The 15,204-nt window shown below is 65.4% G+C and carries 15 protein-coding genes; 13 read left to right on the top strand and 2 right to left on the bottom strand.

Features of this window, described 5'->3' with window-relative positions:
- Positions 1–69: 69 nt before the first annotated feature.
- From IFT98_RS04740 to IFT98_RS04680, 13 genes are all read left to right on the top strand, one after another.
- Positions 70–1,143: an ABC transporter ATP-binding protein gene (locus IFT98_RS04740; RefSeq protein ID WP_122797687.1), complete on the top strand. Its 1,074-nt coding sequence runs from the start codon at positions 70–72 to the stop codon at positions 1,141–1,143.
- The gene (locus IFT98_RS04735) at positions 1,130–2,002 is read left to right on the top strand and encodes an ABC transporter permease (RefSeq protein ID WP_192047118.1); all 873 of its coding nucleotides are present in this window, start codon (positions 1,130–1,132) and stop codon (positions 2,000–2,002) included. The genes IFT98_RS04740 and IFT98_RS04735 overlap by 14 nt, the downstream gene beginning before the upstream one ends.
- 6 nt (positions 2,003–2,008) lie before the next feature.
- Positions 2,009–2,806, top strand: a complete 798-nt coding sequence (locus IFT98_RS04730) for an ABC transporter permease (RefSeq protein ID WP_192047119.1) — start codon at positions 2,009–2,011, stop codon at positions 2,804–2,806.
- Positions 2,803–3,945 carry an NAD(P)/FAD-dependent oxidoreductase gene (locus tag IFT98_RS04725; RefSeq protein ID WP_192047120.1) on the top strand — a complete coding sequence of 381 codons (1,143 nt, stop codon included), beginning with the start codon at positions 2,803–2,805 and terminating at the stop codon, positions 3,943–3,945. Before IFT98_RS04730 ends, IFT98_RS04725 begins: the two co-directional genes overlap by 4 nt.
- Positions 3,935–4,303, top strand: a complete 369-nt coding sequence (locus tag IFT98_RS04720) for a (2Fe-2S)-binding protein (protein WP_192047121.1) — start codon at positions 3,935–3,937, stop codon at positions 4,301–4,303. The genes IFT98_RS04725 and IFT98_RS04720 overlap by 11 nt, the downstream gene beginning before the upstream one ends.
- Positions 4,300–5,676: an FAD/NAD(P)-dependent oxidoreductase gene (locus IFT98_RS04715; protein ID WP_192047122.1), complete on the top strand. Its 1,377-nt coding sequence runs from the start codon at positions 4,300–4,302 to the stop codon at positions 5,674–5,676. Before IFT98_RS04720 ends, IFT98_RS04715 begins: the two co-directional genes overlap by 4 nt.
- Positions 5,669–6,838, top strand: coding sequence for an NAD(P)/FAD-dependent oxidoreductase (locus tag IFT98_RS04710; RefSeq protein WP_342214125.1), 1,170 nt, complete (start codon positions 5,669–5,671; stop codon positions 6,836–6,838). The genes IFT98_RS04715 and IFT98_RS04710 overlap by 8 nt, the downstream gene beginning before the upstream one ends.
- A gap of 11 nt (positions 6,839–6,849) precedes the next feature.
- Entirely contained in the window at positions 6,850–7,203 is a 354-nt protein-coding gene (locus tag IFT98_RS04705; protein WP_192047124.1) for a Rid family hydrolase, read from the top strand.
- A gap of 1,211 nt (positions 7,204–8,414) precedes the next feature.
- Positions 8,415–9,377, top strand: coding sequence for a LacI family DNA-binding transcriptional regulator (locus tag IFT98_RS04700; RefSeq protein WP_192047547.1), 963 nt, complete (start codon positions 8,415–8,417; stop codon positions 9,375–9,377).
- A gap of 64 nt (positions 9,378–9,441) precedes the next feature.
- A complete protein-coding gene (locus IFT98_RS04695; RefSeq protein WP_192047125.1) occupies positions 9,442–10,224 on the top strand; it encodes a TIM barrel protein in 783 nt (260 codons plus the stop codon).
- A complete protein-coding gene (locus IFT98_RS04690) occupies positions 10,217–11,158 on the top strand; it encodes a sugar kinase (RefSeq protein WP_192047126.1) in 942 nt (313 codons plus the stop codon). Before IFT98_RS04695 ends, IFT98_RS04690 begins: the two co-directional genes overlap by 8 nt.
- 99 nt (positions 11,159–11,257) lie before the next feature.
- Positions 11,258–12,562: an MFS transporter gene (locus tag IFT98_RS04685; RefSeq protein ID WP_192047127.1), complete on the top strand. Its 1,305-nt coding sequence runs from the start codon at positions 11,258–11,260 to the stop codon at positions 12,560–12,562.
- 127 nt (positions 12,563–12,689) lie between these two features.
- Positions 12,690–12,965 carry a DUF1652 domain-containing protein gene (locus IFT98_RS04680; RefSeq protein WP_192047548.1) on the top strand — a complete coding sequence of 92 codons (276 nt, stop codon included), beginning with the start codon at positions 12,690–12,692 and terminating at the stop codon, positions 12,963–12,965.
- 16 nt (positions 12,966–12,981) lie between these two features.
- Here IFT98_RS04680 and IFT98_RS04675 read toward each other — a convergent pair whose 3' ends face one another.
- Together IFT98_RS04675 and IFT98_RS04670 are read right to left on the bottom strand one after the other, a co-directional pair.
- Positions 12,982–14,034 carry a hypothetical protein gene (locus IFT98_RS04675; protein ID WP_192047128.1) on the bottom strand — a complete coding sequence of 351 codons (1,053 nt, stop codon included), beginning with the start codon at positions 14,032–14,034 and terminating at the stop codon, positions 12,982–12,984.
- Entirely contained in the window at positions 14,027–15,097 is a 1,071-nt protein-coding gene (locus IFT98_RS04670; RefSeq protein WP_244650794.1) for a glycosyltransferase family 4 protein, read from the bottom strand. Before IFT98_RS04670 ends, IFT98_RS04675 begins: the two co-directional genes overlap by 8 nt.
- Between the last annotated feature and the right edge of the window lie 107 nt (positions 15,098–15,204).

Genomic DNA, 15,204 nt, shown 5'->3' with positions numbered 1-15,204 from the left:
TCCGCGCGCCCGTCCGAACTTTCCCGACCTTTTCCTGGAGCCGCAGGCGCATGCCTGCGTGGCAAAGCCATGGCATTTTTGACACTGGAAGGCCTCGTCAAGAACTACGGTACGTTCAAGGCCATCGACGGTCTGAGCCTGGAAGTACAGCACGGCGAGTTCGTCGCCCTGCTCGGCCCTTCCGGGTGTGGCAAGACCACCACCCTGCAGTCGATCGCTGGGTTCGTGCAACCCACCAAAGGCCGGATCGTGCTCGACGGTCGCGACATCACTCACGTACGGCCGGAAGATCGCGGCCTTGGCATCGTTTTTCAGAGCTACGCGCTGTTCCCGCACATGACGGTGGCGCAGAACATCAGCTTCGGCCTGGAAATGCGCGGCGTGGCCAAGGCCGAGCGTGCCAAACGCGTGGTCGAGGCGCTTGACCTGGTGCGTCTTGGCGGGCTTGGCGAGCGTTATCCCAAGGCGCTTTCCGGCGGGCAGCGCCAGCGAGTGGCGATTGCCCGCGCCCTGGCCATCCGCCCCAACCTGCTGCTGCTCGACGAACCCATGTCGAACCTGGATGCCAAGCTGCGCGAGGAAATGCACATCGAGCTGCGCGCCATCCAGCGTGAACTGGGCATCACGACCATCCTGGTCACCCATGACCAGGTCGAAGCGATGACCATGAGCGACCGCATCGCGGTCATGCAGCGCGGGCGCATCGTGCAGATCGATACCCCGTTCGAAGCCTACGAACGGCCCCATTCGCCCTTCGCCTCGGCGTTCCTGGGCAAGACCAACGCCTTTGCCGGTGCCGTGCAACTGCGCAACGAGCGCTGCTGCCACGTGCAGGTGCGTGACACCCTGCTGCAGGTGCCGCATGAGGATCGCTCGCTGGGCCAGGACGTCAACGTCTACATACGACCCGAGAAGATTCGTCTGACCGAGCCGGGCCTGGGCCGCATCAATGGGCGGGTCGGCCTGCGGGTCTTTCTCGGCAACCTGTGGTTGATCGCTATCGACAGTCACCTGGGCCCGGTGCACATGACCCAACCGAACCTGGGCCATCTGCCGCCGGCCGAAGGTAGCGAAGTCGGCCTGGACTGGTCGGATGACGACCTGCGCCTGCTCGACCGGGAGGCTGCCCATGGCCAGGTATGACGCCGAACACGTCGGCGCGGCGCCGTGGCTGCTCAGCGGCCCGGCACTGCTGGTATTCATTGCCTTGCTGCTGGCTCCGTTGCTGCTGACCGCGCTGTTGTCGCTCAACCTGTTCAGCGACACCGAAGGCGTGCTGCCGGTGTACAGCCTGGCCAACTACATCGAGGTGTTCAAGGACGACTATTTCCACGAGATCTTCTTGCGCACCGGCGCGATGGCCCTTGCAGTGACGGTACTGTGCGTGCTGCTCGGCGTCCCGGAAACCATCATCATTGCGCGCATGGCGCCACGCTGGCGCTCGACCTTCCTGCTGGTGGTACTGGGCCCGTTGTTGATTTCAGTGGTGGTGCGGACCCTCGGCTGGGCGATTCTGCTGGGCAACAACGGCTTGATCAACGATGCCCTGCAAGCCCTGGGCGTCACCGACGGACCGGTGAAAATCCTGTTCACCCAAGTGGGCGTGATCATTGCCCTGACCCATGTGCTGGTGCCCTTCATGGTGATCGCGGTGTGGGCCACCCTGCAGCGACTGGACCTGCAGGTGGAGTGGGCCGGCCTGTCTCTGGGCGCGTCGCGGCTGACGGTGTTCCGGCGCATCATCGTGCCGCAGATCATGCCCGGCATTCTTTCCGGCTCGATCATCGTCTTCGCCCTCGCCGCCTCGGCCTTCGCCACCCCGGCAATCATCGGCGGACGCCGGCTGAAAGTGGTCGCCACTGCGGCCTACGACGAGTTCCTCGGCACCCTCAACTGGCCCCTGGGCGCGGCGATCGCCATGCTCCTGCTGGTGGCCAATCTGATCATCATTCTGGGTTGCAGCAAGCTGGCCGAGCGCCGCTTCAAGCAAGTCTTCGAGTAGGCCGCCATGCACAAGAACGGTTTTTTCTCGCTGCTGTTCCATACCCTGTTCATCGGCTTCATCGTTGCGCCGCTGCTGGTGGTGATGGCGATGGCGTTCACCGACAAGGGGTATCTGTCACTGCCCACCAACGGCTTGTCGCTGCGCTGGTTCAGGGCCCTGCTGGACAATCAGGAAATGCTTGACGCATTCATGCTGTCGATCAAGCTGGGCCTGGCGTCGGCCACCATCGCCTCGCTGCTGGCCATCCCGGCGGCCTTGGCCATCAGCCGCTACGACTTCCCCGGCCGCGGCACATTGACCGGCTTTCTGCTCTCGCCGCTGATGATTCCTTCCGTGGTGCTGGGGATCGCTTTCCTGCGCTTCTTCTCCATCGCGCAGATTGGCGGCTCGTTCTGGGCGCTGTGCCTGACCCACGTGATCGTCGTGCTGCCCTATGCGCTGCGTTTGACGCTGGCCTCCACCATCGGTCTGGAGAAAGACATCGAGCAGGCCGCGCTGTCGCTGGGCGCCAAGCGCTGGACGGCGTTCCACCGGGTGATCCTGCCACGCATCCGCACCGGCGTGGTCGGCGGCTGGATGCTGGCTTTCATCCAGAGTTTCGATGAGCTGACCATGACCGTGTTCGTTGCCACGCCCGGCACCACGACCTTGCCGGTGGCGATGTACAACCAGATTTCCCAGACCATCGACCCGTTGATCACGGCAGTCTCGACGGTGCTGATCGTTGGCACGTTGATCTTGATGCTGGTGCTGGATCGCCTGGTAGGCCTGGACCGCGTGCTCATAGGAGAAGGCAAATGAAGCGCTCGACGGCAGCAGCGATCAAGGCCGACGTGATCGTCGTCGGCGGCGGGCTGGTGGGTACGGCGGTGGCCTACGGCCTGGCGCGCAACGGCGCCGACACCGTGGTGCTCGACCAGGGCGACGATGCGTTCCGCGCCTCGCGCGGCAATTTCGGCCTGGTCTGGGTTCAGGGCAAGGGCTACAACCTGCCCGACTATGCGCGCTGGACGCGTTCTTCGGCGCAACGCTGGGCCGGCCTGCGCGATACGCTGCTGGCCGACAGTGGCGTGGATGTCAGCCTCAAGCAGCCGGGTGGCTTTCACATGTGCTTCAGCGACGAGGAACTGCTGGAGCGCGAGGCGCGCCTGCGCCAATTGCAGGCGGCGGTCGGTGACTACCCCTTCGAGATGCTCGACGCCGCCGAACTCAAGGCGCGCCTGCCGCTGATCGGCAAGGCCGTGATCGGCGCCAGCTATACCCCCCAGGACGGCCATGTGAACCCGCTGAAGCTGCTGCGCGCCCTGCACGCGTCCGCGCAACGTCATGGCGCGCGTTTCGCAGGCGGCCAGCACATCCAGCGCATCGAGGGCAGTGCCGGCGACTTCCGCATCTGGGCCGGGGAGCAGGCCTATTGTGCGCCGCGCGTGGTACTCGCAGCCGGCCTGGGCAACCCCGGGCTGGCCGCGCAGGTCGGCCTGCATGCACCGGTCGCACCCAACCGCGGGCAGGTGCTGGTCAGCGAGCGGGTCCAGCCGTTTCTCGACTATCCCACCATCAATGTCCGCCAGACCGACGAAGGCACGGTGCAGCTGGGCGACTCGATGGAAGAAGTCGGCTTCGACGACAGCACCTCCACCGGTGTGCTCTCGGCGATCGCCCAGCGTGGCGTGGCCACGTTTCCGCTGCTGCGCGATGTGCGCCTGATCCGTGCCTGGGGTGCCTTGCGGGTAATGAGCCCGGACGGTTTCCCGATCTACCAGCAGTCGTCGACCCACCCCGGGGCCTTCGTCATCACCTGCCACAGCGGTGTGACCCTGGCCGCCGCCCACGCCCTGCGCATCGCGCCCTGGGTGATGGGGGCGGCTCAGCCCGACGAATTGGCCGTGTTCAACGGTGAACGTTTTCTCAGCGACAAGGTGCTTGCCCATGCCCATTGAAGCCCCCACCCGCGCCCCGCTGTTCCAGTCGGTGGCCGGCGAAACCCGCAGCAGCCGCAGTGTGACCTTCAGCTTCAACGGCGAGGCGTTGAGCGTACCGCCAGGCATCAGCGTGGCGGCGGCATTGTTGATGTCCGGAATCGAGCGCTTCCGGGCCACGCCGGTGAGCGAATCGCCGCGCGCGCCCTACTGCATGATGGGCGTGTGTTTCGAATGCCTGGTCAGCATTGATGGCGTGCCCAATCGGCAGAGTTGCCTGATCGATGTGGTCGACGGTATGCAGGTGCGCTCTCAGGAAGGCGCACGCGACTTGCAGTTCGAGGTTCCCTCGGTCAACGTTCTGGAGGTGCAGCCATGACCCCCGAATCCGTCGACGTCGTCGTCGTGGGCGCCGGCCCGGCCGGCATGGCCGGTGCCACCGAGCTGGCCGGGCTGGGCCTCGACGTGGTCCTGCTGGACGAGCAAGGCAGCCCTGGCGGGCAGATCTATCGCGGTATCACCCTGGCGCCGCTGAGCCGGCGCGACTTGCTGGGACCGGACTATGCCCACGGCAACGTGCTGGCCAAGGCCCTGGCGGACACGCCGGTGCGGCACCTCAAGGAAGCTGCGGTGTGGCAGGTGGGTCGTGATCACCAAGTCAGCTACCTGCAGGGTGGGCGTATGCACACGTTGCAGGCCCGCGCGGTCCTGCTGGCCACTGGCGCCATGGAGCGGCCCTTCCCCATCCGTGGCTGGACCCTTCCGGGAGTGATGACTGCGGGCGCGGCGCAGATCCTGCTCAAGAGCGCTGGCGCAGTACCCACCGAGCCAGTGGTGCTGGCCGGTTGCGGACCTTTGCTGTACCTGCTGGGCTGGCAGTATTTGCGTGCCGGAGTGCCGATCAAGGCCTTGGTCGATACCACGCACCGCGACGACTACTGGCGCGCGCGGCGTCACCTGGTCTCGGCCCTGCGCGCCTGGCCCTACCTGCGCAAGGGCCTGGAGCTGATGCGCAGTCTGCGCCAGGCGCGCATCGCCCATTTCACCGGCGCCTCGCAGCTGGCGATCGAGGGTAGTGATTCGGCCCAGGCGCTGAGCTTCACCGCCAACGGCAAGGCGCAACGCATCGCCAGTCGTTGCGTGCTGCTGCACCAAGGGGTGGTGCCCAATATTCAATTCAGCCAGTCGCTGCGTGCGACCCACGCCTGGGACCCGCAGCAGCTGTGCTTCAGCCCGCTCAGAGACAGCTGGGGCGAACTGGACGTGCCAGGGGTGTTCGTCGCCGGTGACGGAGGCGGTATCGGCGGTGCGCAGGCGGCGGCGGTGCAGGGCCGCCTGGCTGCCCTGGGCATCGCCGCTCGGCTGGGCGCGCTGGGCGCTCCGCAACGCGATCAGCGTGGCGTCGAGCTGCGCCGGGCGCTGACCGACAATCTGCGCATCCGGCCGTTTCTCGACGCGCTGTACCGGCCCCGCGACGAGCATCGGATCCCGGCTGACGACGTCATTGTCTGCCGCTGCGAGGAAGTCACTGCCGGCCAGTTGCGCCAGTTCGTCGCCATGGGCTGCGCCGGTCCGAACCAGGCGAAGTCGTTCGGCCGTTGCGGCATGGGGCCCTGCCAGGGACGCCTGTGCGGCCTGACGGTCACCGAAGTGATCGCCGATGCCCGCGAGGTGCCCGCAGCCGACGTGGGTTACTACCGGATTCGTCCGCCGATCAAGCCCATCACACTCGGGGAGCTGGCCGGTGACTGAGCGCCTGCGCTCGGGCGCTGATGTACTGGTGATCGGCGGCGGCATCCACGGCCTCAGCACCGCCCTGCACCTGGCTCGCGCCGGGGTCCGTGTCACTGTGCTGGAGGCCGAGTATTGCGGTCGCCATGCCTCCGGGGTGAACGCCGGTGGCGTGCGCACCCTGGGCCGCCATGTGGCGGAAATCCCCTTGGCTCTGGCCTCGCGAACGCTCTGGCATGGCCTGCAGGACGTGCTCGGCGAGGACGGTGGCTTCGTCGCCAGCGGCCAGTTGAAACTGGCCGAGAACGACGCTGAACTGCAGGAATGCCAGCGCCGTGTGGAGCAGTTGCAAGCCTTGGGCTTCACCCATGAGGTATTGATCGATCGGCAGCAGGTGCTCGAATTGGTGCCTACGGTGGCACCCCATGTGGTGGGTGGTATCTGGGTCGGCGGCGACGGCTATGCCGTGCCGTACCACACCGTTACCACGTTTCGCCTGGCTGCGCAGCGGCTGGGAGTACGGGTCCTGGAGCAGACGCCGGCACTGCGCATCGAGCGCAGCGCCACTCATTGGCGGGTCGAGACGCGGTCGGGCGTGCATCAAGCGGAGCACCTGGTGGTCACCGCAGGGGCCTGGGCGGCGCAACTGGCGGCACAGGTCGGCGAGCCGGTGCCGGTGCATCCGCAGGGTTTGATGCTGATGGTCACTCACCGGGTCGCCCCATTCTGCGCGCCGGTACTGGGCGCTACGGGCCGGGCGCTGTCATTCAAACAGTTCGCCAACGGCACCGTGGTGATCGGCGGCAAGCTGGTGGGCTCGGTGGAGTTCGCCGCGCGCCATGGCGAGGTCCAAATGGACCGGCTGAGCACCAGCGCGCGCACGGTAACCGACCTGTTTCCCCACTTGCGTAACCTGGGTGTGAATCGGGTCTGGGCCGGTGTCGAGGCGTTTACCGCCGATGACATCCCAGTGATCGGCGCCAGCTGCAAGGCCGACAACCTGAGCTATTCCTTCGGTTTCTGCGGCAGTGGTTTCCAGATGGGTCCCGGGACCGGTCAGCGCCTGGCGCAGCAGATTCTCGGCGAGCCCTCGCCGATCAGTCTCGACCCCTTTTCCATCGGGCGTTTCGCGCAATCGGCGACGACGCTCGAACAACCTGCAACATCCTTTATCCACTCGTGAGGAAATACACCATGCTGGACATCAAGCGCATCGAAACCAACCAACGTATGAGCCGTGTCGTGCAGTGCAACGGCTTCACCTTTCTGGGTGGGCAGACTGCCACCGACCGAAGCCTGGACATCAAGGGCCAGACTGCCCAGGTGCTGGCCAAGATCGACAGCTTCCTGGAGCAGGCTGGCCTGGACAAGACCCGCATCCTCACCGCGCAAGTGTGGCTCTCGGACATCCAGGCCAATTTCGCTGGAATGAACGAAGTGTGGGACGCCTGGGCACCCGAAGGCCACGCCCCGGCGCGCGCCACCGTGGAATCCCGCCTGGCCGCACCCGATCTGCTGGTGGAAATCACCGTGGTCGCCGCCGGCTGACCCGCAGCGTCCGCCCCCACAAAGGACCCGCATCCACTTGTGCCAAACGGGATCCCGGTACCCCTGTGGGAGCGGTCATCGGCCGCGAAAGGGGCACCGCGGAGTGCCTGACACACCGCGGCGCCCGATTCGCGGCCACGGACCGCTCCCACAGTTTGTCCGCGTACACCTGTGCCAAACGGGATCTCGGTACCCCTGTGGGAGCGGTCATCGGCCGCGAAAGGCACACCGCGGAGTGCCTGACACACCGCGGCGCCCGATTCGCGGCCACGGGCCGCTCCCACAGTTGGACCGCGTACACCTGTGCCAAACGGGATCTTGGTACCCCTGTAGGAGCGGTCAGCGGCCGCGAAAGGGGCACCGCGGAGTTCCTGATGCACCGCGGCGCCTGATTCGCGGCCACGGACCGCTCCTACAGTTTGTCCGCATACACCCCTGCCACAGGAAATCCCGGTACCCCTGTGGGAGCGGTCATCGGCCGCGAAAGGCACACCGTGGAGTGCCTGATGCACCGCGGCGCCTGATTCGCGGCCACGGACCGCTCCCACAGTTTGTCTGCGTACACCTGTGCCACAGGGAATCCCGGTACCCCTGTAGGAGCGGTCAGCGGCCGCGAAAGGCACACCGCGGAGTGCCTGATGCACCGCGGCGCCCGATTCGCGGCCACGGACCGCTCCCACAGTTTGTCCGCGTACACCAGTGCCACAGGGAATCCCGGTACCCCTGTGGGAGCGGTCAGCGGCCGCGAAAGGCACACCGCGGAGTGCCTGATGCACCGCGGCGCCCGATTCGCGGCCACGGACCGCTCCCACAGTTGGACCGCGTACACTTGTGCCAAACGGGATCTCGGTACCCCTGTGGGAGCGGTCAGCGGCCGCGAAAGGGGCACCGCGGAGTGCCTGACGCACCGTGGCGCCCGATTCGCGGCCACGGACCGCTCCCACAGTTGGACCGCGTACACTTGTGCCAAACGGGATCTCGGTACCCCTGTGGGAGCGGTCAGCGGCCGCGAAAGGGGCACCGCGGATTGCCTGATGCACCGTGGCGTTCAGTTTCCTGCAACCTGCAATAATCCACCGCCCCCGTTGACGAGCACTTCGATTTGGTGTTTCCTGAAACCGGTTTCAATCCAACGATCGCCTGCCCATAACATCCATAAAAGGACTCAGGCCGTGACCCGTCTTTCCGTTCCTGTGCGCCCCCGCGTGACCATGCTCGACGTTGCCGAGCGCGCAGGTGTATCCAAGGCCAGTGTTTCGCGCTTCATCGGTGATGATCGCGGTTTGCTGTCCGACGTCATCGCCACACGCATCGCCCGCGCCATCGACGACCTCGGCTATCGCCCCAATCAGATGGCCCGTGGCCTCAAGCGCGGTCGCACGCGCCTGATCGGCATGCTCATGGCCGATATCCGCAACCCCTACTCGGTGGCCGTCATGCATGGCGTGGAAACCGCCTGCCGTCGCCATGGCTACAGCCTAGTGGTGTGCAACACCGATCGCGACCCGGAACAGGAACGACAGCAGCTGCAGGCCATGCGTGCCTACAACGTCGAAGGCGTGATCGTGAATACCCTCGGTCACCACCTGGATGAGCTGCGCGAGCTGCAACGGGAACTGCCCATGGTGCTGGTTGACCGCAAGGTGGCCGACCTGCCCAGCGACCTCGTCGGGCTGGACAACCGGATGGCCGTCGGCATGGCCCTCGACCATCTGCACCAGCAGGGTTATCGCCACCTTGCTCTGGTCAGTGAAGCGGTCGATGGCACCAGCTCCCGTACCGAACGCATCGAGGCCTTCGCACAACGCACCGGCGGCCCGGTGTTCTACACCGGTGCCAACCTTGGCGAGCAACTGCGCACGTTCCTCGCCAGCGCCGACGTCGGGCCCAAGGCCCTGTTCTGCGCCAATGGCGTGGCGGCGCTGGCGTGCACCCTGGCCTTGCGGGAGTTGGGCAGCCTGGCGTTGGAAGACGTGGGGCTGATCGCGCTCGACGATCTCGACTGGTACCCGCTGGTAGGCAACGGTATCACCGCCCTCGCCCAACCCACCCATGCCATCGGCGTGCAAGCCCTGGAATGCCTGTTGAAGCGGCTGCAGGGTGCGCAAGGTCCTGCCCAGACGTTTCACTTCACCCCCGATTTGATCATTCGAGGTTCCACACCGCCACGCTGACCGAGCACGCTAGGTGCGCTTTGCGCAGGCTCAAATTTGAAACCGGTTTCAGAGGACAATAACAATGCATCCCTATCCCGTCTCCATCAGCCTTTCCAGTTTCGGCGCGGACCACGTCCGTTCACAGGGTCAGGCCAGCCTGGCACCGCTGGTTGCCCAGACCGGTGCCAGCCATATCGAACTGCGCGAGGAGCTTTTCGATGACTTCGATGCGCCCTCCCTGCGCAGCGCGATCACCGCGCAAGACCTGACCTGTGTCTATTCCTCGCCGCTCGAACTGTGGCAGCCCGGCCAGGCTGCGCCCAATCCGCAGCTGCAACAGGCGCTCGCTTGCGCGGCTGCGTGCAACGCGATCTGGCTCAAGGTCTCGCTGGGCTTTTTCTCCACTGCCAGCGACTTGCACCTGTTGCATGACCAGTTGCGCGATCAACCCGTGCGCCTGCTGATCGAGAACGACCAGACTACTCAGGGTGGACGGATCGACCCTCTGGTCGACTTCTTCACCGCAGCCGCCCGGCAAGCCCTGCCGGTGGGCATGACCTTCGACATCGGCAACTGGCAATGGCAGCAACAGTCGGTATCGACTGCCGCCCGACAGCTGGGCCCTTTCGTCGAGTACATCCACTGCAAAGCGGTACGACGCACGGCAGCGGGCAAGCTGGTCGCCACGCCGCCCGAGCTGAGCGACCTGCATCAATGGTCGCGTCTGCTCTGCCACATGTCACCAGGCCTGGTGCGGGCCATCGAGTACCCGTTGCAGGGCGCCGACCTGCTGGCTGCCGGCAAAGCCCAGGTGGCCACCCTCGCCTGCCTTGGCCCCGCTGCGCAGGAGGTGGCCCATGGCTGAGTTCGATGTACTGAGTTTCGGTGAAACCATGGCCATGTTCGTCGCCGAGCAGACCGGCGAACTGGCGGATGTCGAGCGTTTCCACAAGCGCATTGCCGGCGCCGACAACAACGTCGCCATCGGCCTGTCGCGGCTGGGCTTCAACGTCGCCTGGCTGAGCCGGGTCGGCAACGACTCGCTCGGTCGGTTCATCGTCGCGGCGTTGCAGCGCGAGGGCCTGGACTGCAGCCATGTCGGCGTGGATTCACAGCACCCCACCGGGTTCCAATTCAAGTCGCTGCAGGACGATGGCCGCGACCCCACGGTCGAATACTTTCGCCGCGGATCGGCGGCCAGCCATATGGGCATCGCCGACGTACCTGCGCGATTGCTCGATGCCCGTCACCTGCATGCCACCGGCATCGCCCCAGCGCTGTCGCCGAGCATGAATGCCTTGACCCGCGGTTTGATGACCGCCATGCGCTCGGTAGGCCGCAGTGTCTCGTTCGATCCCAACCTGCGCCCGTCGCTGTGGCCCAGCCAGGCGCACATGATCGAGCAGATCAACAGCTTGGCTGCACTCGCCGACTGGGTATTGCCAGGCCTGGCCGAAGGACAGTTGCTCACCGGACACGAGCGCTGCGAAGACATTGCCCGCTTCTATCTGGACCTGGGTGTGCAAGCGGTGGTGATCAAACTGGGCGCGGACGGCGCGTTCTATTGCAGCGCCGAGCGGCAAGGCTACGTGGCCAGCCGTCCGGTAGCCAAGGTGGTGGACACGGTCGGCGCGGGTGACGGCTTTGCCGTGGGCGTCATCAGTGCCCTGCTCGAAGGTCGTGACCTGGCCCAGGCCGCCGCGCGCGGCAACTGGATCGGCAGCCTGACCGTGCAGAACCCGGGCGACATGGAGGGCCTGCCGACGCGCGCCGCGCTGATCGAGGACGAACGCCACTGACGCACGCAAAAAAGACACCCGCAAAACGTTGCACGCTGAACCCTTGATTCAAAACGCCCTACCTGTTGCGACAATTACAAAATGCTCAGGAGTCAGACCATGCACAGCCAGACCGTGAAACTCGCCAGCCGTCGCTGGTGGTACATCATGCCAATCGTTTTCATCACCTACAGCCTGGCCTATCTGGACCGGGCCAATTATGGTTTCGCCGCAGCCTCGGGCATGGCCGCCGACCTGAACATCACGCCAGGCCTGTCGTCGCTGCTCGGTGCCCTGTTCTTCCTGGGTTACTTCTTCTTCCAGGTCCCCGGCGCGATCTATGCGCAGAAGCACAGCGTCAAGCAGTTGATCTTCGTCAGCCTGATCCTCTGGGGCAGCCTGGCCACCTTGACCGGTGTCGTCTCCAGCGCCTATTGGCTGATCGTGATCCGCTTCATGCTCGGCGTGGTCGAAGCCGTGGTCATGCCCGCGATGCTGGTGTACCTGTGCCATTGGTTCACCCGCGCCGAACGCTCGCGGGCCAACACCTTCCTGATACTCGGCAACCCGGTGACGATGCTGTGGATGTCGGTGGTGTCCGGCTATCTGATCCAGCATTACAGCTGGCGCTGGATGTTCATCATCGAAGGGCTGCCCGCCGTCATCTGGGCATTCATCTGGTGGCGCCTGGCCGATGATCGCCCCGCCCAGGCGAAATGGCTGAGCCAACAGGAAAAGGACGACCTGCAGCAGGCCCTGGCCGCCGAGCAGGTGGGCATGAAGCCGGTGAAGAACTACGCCGAAGCCTTCCGTTCGGGCAAGGTCATCACCCTGTCGTTGCAGTTCTTCCTGTGGAGCGTGGGCGTGTACGGCTTCGTGCTGTGGCTGCCGTCGATTCTCAAGCAGGGCGCGCAGATGGACATGATCGAGGCCGGCTGGCTGTCCTCCCTGCCCTACCTCGCGGCGGTCATCGGCATGCTGGTGGTGAGCTGGTTTTCCGATCGTATGCAACGGCGCAAGCGCTTCGTCTGGCCGCCGCTGCTGCTGGCGGCACTGGCGTTCTACGGCTCCTACGCGCTGGGCAGCGAGCATTTCTGGGGGTCCTATGCACTGCTGGTGATCGCCGGGGCGTGCATGTACGCGCCCTATGGTCCGTTCTTTGCCATCGTGCCGGAAATCCTTCCCGCCAACGTGGCCGGCGGCGCCATGGCGCTGATCAACAGCATGGGCGCGCTGGGCTCGTTCGCCGGCTCCTACCTGGTCGGCTATCTGAACGCCAGTACCGGCAACCCAGGCGCGTCCTATCTGTTGATGAGCGGAGCGCTGCTGCTTTCGGCGCTGCTGACCATCCTGCTCAAGCCCGGAGGCTGCGATGTCGTGGTCGGCAAACCGGATGCCTCCTCGCTTGCGTCCTGCAAAAACTGACGCAGATCATGAAACTTGGTGAAATCGCGCGGTATTTGCGCCAAAGCGCACAGCTGTCATCCAGGCAGTGCTACTTTTAACACTCGACAGGCTATCCATTCGGATGGTCTGCCCTGCCACGTGCGGCGTGCAACAGGTGGGCGCGATGAACAAGATGACATTTCCAAACGCTTGCCAGGTCATGCGCTGGCACTTTCACCCCATGGGCTTCGAGGGCAGTATGGACGCGCCCAGCAGCATGGTAGCCAGGCTGTTCGACCGCAGCAGCGGCGAAACCCTGCTGGCCATCGCCGGGCTGCCCTGTGCGACGGTCATGAATGCTGCCGACGTCGAGCGCATCATCGAGGCGGTGGAAGCCGAGCTCGAGGCGTTCATCCCGCCGCTGGCGCTCAAGGCGGGCTGAGCGCGCCATTACTTCCTTATTTCGATCCGAAATGCCGGTGCAGCGTATCCAGAATGATGCGGGCGGCGTCCGGTGCGGCGTTGTCATTGAGCAACCCGTGCCAGCCGCTGCGACCGGGCAAGTGCCGAGCCCGCTGCAGGAGGGCCGGCCATTCGTCTGCCTCTGGCACGCCGGACACACCGAGCGCGACGCCCAGCCTTTCGAGCTGCAACGCCTGCAGGCGTTGCTCGTCGAACGGCCGCTGCTCGGCGATGGCGATCAAGCGACCGCCCAGGTGTGCGACCTCGGCGACCACATTGTCACCGGCACTGCCCACCACGATCTCGGCGCGCAGCAGTTCCGGCAAGGGGTCGGCGAGTTGCCCCAGCAGTGTCAGGTTTGCCGGCAACGGCAGGTCACTGGCGGGCAACGGTCCGGCCACCCGAAACCGATCATCGGGACAGCGTCTGGCAATGGCAATCAGCGAATCCACGGTAAATGCCGTGCCTCCCTGTCCAGTGATCACCAGCACCGCCCCATGCTCCGGCTCGACCTGCACGCTGCTGCGTTCGCTGTAACGGGACACCCAACCGCAGTGATCGGTCTTGGCCAGCACCCAATCGGGCATCTGGCTGCACTCCATCGAGGCCGGGTATGGCGCGAGCAAGCGCGAGGCCGATGCATAGGCCTGCAGATGAGCCGGATCAGTACGCTCGCCGTGTTGGCGCATGTACACGCACGGTACGCCGAGAAGACGCGCCAGCATCGCCACTTCCACGGATACATCGACCACCAGCAGACACGGCCAGGCGCTACGCATCCAGTCAGCCAGAAGCCCCATGCGTTCGCGCAGCCCGTCCACGGCCAAGGGCGCATAATGCAGCGCGGGAAAGCTCTCCACGTGCATACCGGGCGCAGTGTCGCCGGGCAAATGCAGGGCCTTGATCGTCGAGGGGTAGTCGGCTTCGGGCAACCGCGAGCCGATCAGCGTGACGTCGCAGTCCATGTGCCTGGCGATGGCCAGAGCACGCATGCCATGGCCGGAACCGTGGTGATGCACGTAGTAGCCAACCTGCGCGCGCTCAGGCACCGGCGACGGCCACCTGCCGTAGCAGCGTGTCGTAGCGATCGAGCATGACCTCGTGGCTCCACTGGCTCTCGGCGTGCAGCCGGCAGGCCAGGCGTGACTTGCGCCGGGCCAGGCGCAGCGCCTGAGCCAAGCCTTCGACATCCCCGCCTGCAGCCAGCGCACCGGTAGCGTCGGTCAGCAGATCACCTACCGCGCCACGGGCGAAGGCCGCCACAGGCGTGCCGCAGGCCAGCGCTTCTGCCACGACCAGGCCGAAGGGCTCTTCCCAGCAGGGCGTGACCAAGGCGGCGGATGCGCTGGCCAGCTCGATGGCCAGTTCGTCACGGCCCAAGTGGCCAAGGTACTGGCACTGGTCACTCAAGCGCGGCTGGATCTGCTCTTTGAAGTAGCGCGGGTCGACCGCCTGACCGGCCAGGCGCAGCGGCACCCCGGCCAGTTTCGCGGCGTCCATGGCCAGGTGCGCGCCTTTGTCGGGCACCAGCCGACCGAACCAGATGGCATGCTCCAGCGGTGCCGCGCGCGGCGACCACAGCTGCAGGTCGATGCCGTTGGGGATGATATGGCACTCGGGAATGACGTCTTTCCACTGCCGCGCATTGGCTTCGGAGATGGTCGCGAAGTGCCCGGCGCGGCGCTCGCCGCTGTAAGCGTTGATCAATTCGAAGAACGGCGGGGTGTGCAGCACCGTCAGCATCGGCGTGCGAATCATCGAGGCCATGGTCGCAGGCACATAGTGCAGGCTGTTGTTGAAGATGACGTCGAAGCGGCGGTCGTCGATGTTCTGCATCGCCTTGAGGTAGGCGTGATGCTCCTCGATGTATTCGGAGCTCAGGCAGGCCCGCCGGCCATCTTTGTAAGTGGTGTCATCCCACACCGGCACGATGTTGAGCGCCGGATCGCTGGACGAACTGGCGAACAGCGTGACCTCATGGCCGCGCTGCATCAGCCCGCTCGTGACGTCGTGAGTGAACGCTTCCAGGCCGCCGGCGAACGGTTGGCGAATGGGGTGTTTGATGTGCGTCAGCACACCGATGCGCAACGGGCGGGCGGAAGATGAAGACATCGGGGATGTTCCTGGCACGGATTGCAGCTTTGAGGCTGCAGCGCAGGAATGGTTGCATAAAGTAGCAACGGGACACCGCGGCGCCCGTTTCGCGGCCTCAGGCCGCT

This window comes from Pseudomonas sp. CFBP 8770 (assembly GCF_014841705.1).
In the GTDB taxonomy this organism is placed as follows: Bacteria; Pseudomonadota; Gammaproteobacteria; order Pseudomonadales; family Pseudomonadaceae; genus Aquipseudomonas.
The sequence above is the reverse complement of the archived record's forward strand: the minus strand, read 5'-3'. Positions and strand labels throughout refer to the sequence as shown.

Excerpts from the sequence above, each read along its gene's own strand:
- IFT98_RS04740 (WP_122797687.1), top strand. The coding sequence starts at position 70 with ATGGCATTTTTGACACTGGAAGGCCTCGTCAAGAACTACGGTACGTTC.
- IFT98_RS04735 (WP_192047118.1), top strand. The coding sequence starts at position 1,130 with ATGGCCAGGTATGACGCCGAACACGTCGGCGCGGCGCCGTGGCTGCTC.
- IFT98_RS04730 (WP_192047119.1), top strand. The coding sequence starts at position 2,009 with ATGCACAAGAACGGTTTTTTCTCGCTGCTGTTCCATACCCTGTTCATC.
- IFT98_RS04725 (WP_192047120.1), top strand. The coding sequence starts at position 2,803 with ATGAAGCGCTCGACGGCAGCAGCGATCAAGGCCGACGTGATCGTCGTC.
- IFT98_RS04720 (WP_192047121.1), top strand. The coding sequence starts at position 3,935 with ATGCCCATTGAAGCCCCCACCCGCGCCCCGCTGTTCCAGTCGGTGGCC.
- IFT98_RS04715 (WP_192047122.1), top strand. The coding sequence starts at position 4,300 with ATGACCCCCGAATCCGTCGACGTCGTCGTCGTGGGCGCCGGCCCGGCC.
- IFT98_RS04705 (WP_192047124.1), top strand. The coding sequence starts at position 6,850 with ATGCTGGACATCAAGCGCATCGAAACCAACCAACGTATGAGCCGTGTC.
- IFT98_RS04700 (WP_192047547.1), top strand. The coding sequence starts at position 8,415 with ATGCTCGACGTTGCCGAGCGCGCAGGTGTATCCAAGGCCAGTGTTTCG.
- IFT98_RS04695 (WP_192047125.1), top strand. The coding sequence starts at position 9,442 with ATGCATCCCTATCCCGTCTCCATCAGCCTTTCCAGTTTCGGCGCGGAC.
- IFT98_RS04690 (WP_192047126.1), top strand. The coding sequence starts at position 10,217 with ATGGCTGAGTTCGATGTACTGAGTTTCGGTGAAACCATGGCCATGTTC.
- IFT98_RS04685 (WP_192047127.1), top strand. The coding sequence starts at position 11,258 with ATGCACAGCCAGACCGTGAAACTCGCCAGCCGTCGCTGGTGGTACATC.
- IFT98_RS04670 (WP_244650794.1), bottom strand. The coding sequence starts at position 15,097 with ATGTCTTCATCTTCCGCCCGCCCGTTGCGCATCGGTGTGCTGACGCAC.